4 protein-coding genes are annotated in these 2,968 nt (G+C 60.1%); 3 read left to right on the plus strand and 1 reads right to left on the minus strand.

The features are described from left to right. From JWR14_RS07730 to JWR14_RS07740, 3 genes are all read left to right on the plus strand, one after another. Window positions 1-404, plus strand: a 404-nt coding sequence (locus JWR14_RS07730; protein WP_299703983.1) for a (Fe-S)-binding protein, incomplete at its 5' end; no start/stop codon positions are given. Next, window positions 401-1,810 carry an LUD domain-containing protein gene (locus tag JWR14_RS07735; RefSeq protein ID WP_299703986.1) on the plus strand — a complete coding sequence of 470 codons (1,410 nt, stop codon included), beginning with the start codon at window positions 401-403 and terminating at the stop codon, window positions 1,808-1,810. The genes JWR14_RS07730 and JWR14_RS07735, both read left to right, overlap by 4 nt. Next, a complete protein-coding gene (locus tag JWR14_RS07740) occupies window positions 1,807-2,394 on the plus strand; it encodes an LUD domain-containing protein (RefSeq protein WP_299703989.1) in 588 nt (195 codons plus the stop codon). Before JWR14_RS07735 ends, JWR14_RS07740 begins: the two co-directional genes overlap by 4 nt. An 82-nt stretch (window positions 2,395-2,476) precedes the next feature. Here JWR14_RS07740 and JWR14_RS07745 read toward each other — a convergent pair. Then, on the minus strand, window positions 2,477-2,968 hold a 492-nt coding region (locus tag JWR14_RS07745; protein WP_299703992.1), incomplete at its 5' end, for a dihydrodipicolinate synthase family protein.

Below are 2,968 nucleotides of genomic sequence, written 5' to 3' on the forward strand. Positions count from 1 at the left end.
TGAAGGTGCGCGAATTCCCGTGGGCCGAATTCCCGCATCGCGTGGGATTGCACAATAGTTGCAGCGCTATCCGGCATCTGAAGGAAGTGTCTGCATCGGAGATCAATGGGGCGCCATTCTCCAAACCCCGCGCGCTGCTGGAAGGCGTTAAAGGCATCGAGTTCGTCACGCCTGCGCGCTCCGACGAATGCTGCGGTTTTGGCGGCACGTTTTCAGTGACCGAAGAAGCGGTATCGGTGAGGATGGGGCAGGACAAGGTCCGCGATCACCTCGGCGCGGGAGCGCAATATATTGTCTCCGGCGATATGTCTTGCCTCATGCATCAGCAAGGCTGCGCAGAACGCCTGAAACTTGATGCCCGTTTCATCCACATCGCCCAAGTCCTGAACGGAGCACGCTCATGAGCGACGTCGTGAAGGGAAAAAGCAAGCGGCTCGATCACGCGAAGGCGGCGGGTGCGTTTATCGCGAAGGAAGACCACGTCGCTTTCCACGATAAACGCCTCTGGGACCTGCGCAGCAAACGCGACGCCCAAGCGCACGGCATGCCCGAATGGGAGACGCTGCGCGACCTGGCATCGGGGATCAAGGAGCACACGCTATCCAATCTCGCCGATTACCTTGACCAGTTCGTGACTCAAGCCGAGTCGCACGGCGTGATCGTGCATTACGCGGCGACCGCCGAAGAGCATAACGAGATCGTCTACAAGCTGATGTCCGAGCGCGGCTTGACCACGCTCGTCAAAAGCAAATCCATGCTCACCGATGAATGCAAGATGCGCGAGTACATCGAACCGCGCGGCATCACGGTCATGGAAACGGATCTCGGCGAACGCATCCAGCAACTGGATAACCAGGATCCGAGCCACATGGTCGTGCCGGCCGTGCATAAACTGCGCGCGGATGTGGCAGAACTGTTCGGCCGCACGATCGGCACCGATCCGAAGAACAGCGACATCCACTATCTCGCCGAAAGCCAGCGCATGAACACGCGGCCGTACTTCGTGCGCGAGAAAACCGCCGGCATGACGGGTTGCAACTTCGCGGTCGCGGAGACGGGAACGGTCGTGGTGTGCACGAACGAGGGCAACGCTGATCTGTCGGCGAATGTGCCGCCGCTGCACATTGCATCGATTGGTATCGAAAAGCTGATTCCCCGAATCTCCGATCTCGGCGTGTTCATCCGCATGCTGTCGCGCAGCGCGCTCGGCTCTCCGATCACGCAATACACCTCGCATTTCCGTGCGCCGCGTCCGGGCTCGGAGATGCACTACATCCTCGTCGATCACGGCCGTTCCGAACGCCTCGCGATGGAGGATTTCTGGTATTCGCTCAAATGCATCCGCTGTGGCGCTTGCATGAATACGTGTCCGGTGTATCGCAGGAGCGGTGGCTTGTCATACGGCTTTACATACTCCGGGCCGATCGGCGCGATCATCAATCCGACCTACGACATGAAGCGCTTCAGCAGCCTGCCGTTTGCATCGACGCTTAACGGCAGTTGCACGAACGTCTGTCCGACGAAGGTCAACATTCACGAGCAGATCTATAAGTGGCGCGAGGTCATCGCGGCGAATCATGAAGTGCCGTTCGTGAAGCAGGAAGTGCTGAAGATGGCAGGGCGGCTGCTTGCCAGTCCGACCTTGTATAGAGGCACGGTTGCGTCTCTCGGCGGCGCACTCAAGCGGCTGCCGAACTTCGTGCTTTATAACCCGCTGAACATTTGGGGCCGGCAGCGCGATCTGCCCGAAACGCCCGCGGAAACTTTCCACGAGTGGTACAAGAAAAATCGCAAGGCGGCCAAGAAATGACAACGACCCGTGAGGCTTTTCTCGCCAAGATCCGCGCGGCGCAACCGGCTGCGCGGCCACGTCCCGAGGTACCGCTCTTCGATACCCCGCCCGGTGAGCGCCTTGAACGCTTTCGTACCGCGCTGGCTGCAATGGGCGGGACGGTGGTCGAAGGCGAATCGCTCGATACGGTGCGCGCGCTGCTCGCTGAGCGCTTCGGCGCGGGCGCGTTAATCGCGTCGGCAGTTCCTGGTATCGATGGGAACAGGGCGCTCATCGCTGATATGTCCCCTGCGTTGCTTCAGGACGTCGATGCAGGCGTGGTGCGGGCGCGCTTCGGCGTGGCGGAAACGGGCTCGGTCTGGTTCAGCGAGGACGAATACATCGTCAATTCGATCGGTTATCTGGTGCAGCACCTCGTCGTGCTGCTCGATCCCGCGCTGATCGTGGATGGGCTGCAGGATGTGTATCGACGCGATGACTTCAAGGCCGCACGTTATGCCGTGCTGGTGACGGGGCCATCGGCGACGGCGGATATCGAAGGCGTGTTGATTCGCGGCGCACAAGGCGTGCGCTCGCTAACGGTGGTGTTGCTGGCGGCTTAGGTTTTAAGCGTTTATACGCGACGCAGATGCGACAAAAGCCGTTCCACCGCGAGTTGGAACGGCTTTTTAACGAGCGCGGGCTTTATTGAGCGCCGAGCTTCTTGATCAGGACGTCGAGCTGCGCCATTTCGTCTTCGGTCAGATCAGTCAGCGGTGCGCGCACGGGACCGGCGCTGCGGCCGATCAGTTTCGCCCCCGCCTTCACGATACTCACCGCATAACCCGCCTTGCGGTTGCGAATCGCGAGGTACGGCATGAAGAACTCGTCGAGCAGACGGCCAGTCGTCGCGTGATCCTGCGATGCCACCGCTTTATAAAACTCCATCGCCGTTTTCGGAATGAAGTTGAATACCGCCGATGAATACACGGGCACGCCCAGCGCCTTGTACGCTTCGGCATAAACCTCGGCGGTCGGCAAGCCGCCGAGATACGAAAACCGGTCGCCCAGCCGGCGACGGATCGTCACCATGTTTTCAATCTCGCCTACACCGTCCTTGAAGCCGATCAGGTTCGGGCAGCTATCGGCGAGGCGTTCGAGCATGTCGGCGTTGAGCTTCGAATTGGCGCGGTTATA

It is taken from the genome of Caballeronia sp., assembly GCF_028292365.1.
In the GTDB taxonomy this organism is placed as follows: domain Bacteria; phylum Pseudomonadota; class Gammaproteobacteria; order Burkholderiales; family Burkholderiaceae; genus Caballeronia.

Coding starts and splice junctions, on each gene's coding strand:
- JWR14_RS07735 (WP_299703986.1), top strand. CDS start 401: ATGAGCGACGTCGTGAAGGGAAAAAGCAAGCGGCTCGATCACGCGAAG.
- JWR14_RS07740 (WP_299703989.1), top strand. CDS start 1,807: ATGACAACGACCCGTGAGGCTTTTCTCGCCAAGATCCGCGCGGCGCAA.